Annotated in this window: 2 tRNA genes and 2 rRNA genes; all 4 read right to left on the reverse strand. The window is 45.3% G+C overall.

Going from position 1 to position 1,131, the window contains the following annotated elements:
* Positions 1-499 (reverse strand): 23S ribosomal RNA (locus L1D15_RS21935); the annotation flags it as partial.
* A 293-nt stretch (positions 500-792) separates the two neighbouring features.
* Positions 793-868: transfer RNA gene (locus L1D15_RS21940), tRNA-Glu, on the reverse strand.
* Positions 869-894: 26 nt separating this feature from the next.
* Positions 895-970: transfer RNA gene (locus L1D15_RS21945), tRNA-Ala, on the reverse strand.
* A 58-nt stretch (positions 971-1,028) separates the two neighbouring features.
* Positions 1,029-1,131 (reverse strand): 16S ribosomal RNA (locus L1D15_RS21950); the annotation flags it as partial.

The raw sequence follows: 1,131 nt of genomic DNA on the forward strand, positions 1-1,131 counted from the left end.
GGTTCTATTTCACTCCCCTCACAGGGGTTCTTTTCGCCTTTCCCTCACGGTACTGGTTCACTATCGGTCAGTCAGTAGTATTTAGCCTTGGAGGATGGTCCCCCCATATTCAGACAGGATATCACGTGTCCCGCCCTACTCGATTTCACCTAAAATGCGCTGTCGGTTACGGGGCTATCACCCTGTATCGCAGACCTTTCCAGAACTTTCACCTGACGCATTATAGGCTTAAGGGCTAATCCAATTTCGCTCGCCGCTACTTTCGGAATCTCGGTTGATTTCTTTTCCTCGGGGTACTTAGATGTTTCAGTTCCCCCGGTTCGCCTCATTACCCTATGTATTCAGATAATGATAACTGCTTATGCAGTTGGGTTTCCCCATTCGGAAATCCCAGACTCAAATGACTTTTACTGTCTAATCTGGGCTTATCGCAAGTTAATACGTCCTTCATCGCCTCTGACTGCCAAGGCATCCACCGTGTACGCTTAGTCACTTAACCATACAACCCCAAAGGGTCTTCTGTTTAAACAACCAAAGTTGTCTGCAATTATTTAAACATGATGCAGACTCGATTTTGCCGGACTCAAATTTCCAAGAACACTTGAATGTGTGTTGGTACCTAATGAACAAGTCATTAGGATTTGAGAACTTTTAAWTGAATAACAACGCATCTCAAAGAGATGGGGATTGTTGTTATTCGTCAGCTTTCCAAATTGTTAAAGAGCTAGATTCATTTAAGAACCATTTTTAAGAACACTTAAAACTTTCTACTTAAAGAAATGCACTTAAAGATGGTATCCCGTAGGGGAGTCGAACCCCTGTTACCGCCGTGAAAGGGCGGTGTCCTAGGCCTCTAGACGAACGGGACACGAAGAATTTCTTAATAGAAATTGTTGGTGGAGCTAATCGGGATCGAACCGATGACCTCTTCGCTGCCAGCGAAGCGCTCTCCCAGCTGAGCTATAGCCCCTCTTTAATTTTTATAAACCATCAATCTGTGTGGACACTCATCGTGAGTAATCATCGTATAAGGAGGTGATCCAGCGCCAGGTTCCCCTAGCGCTACCTTGTTACGACTTCACCCCAGTCATGAACCACAAAGTGGTGAGCGTCCCCCCGAAGGTTAAACTA

Origin of the sequence: Vibrio sp. Isolate25 (assembly GCF_022398025.1) — a bacterium.
Taxonomy (GTDB): domain Bacteria; phylum Pseudomonadota; class Gammaproteobacteria; order Enterobacterales; family Vibrionaceae; genus Vibrio; species Vibrio coralliilyticus_A.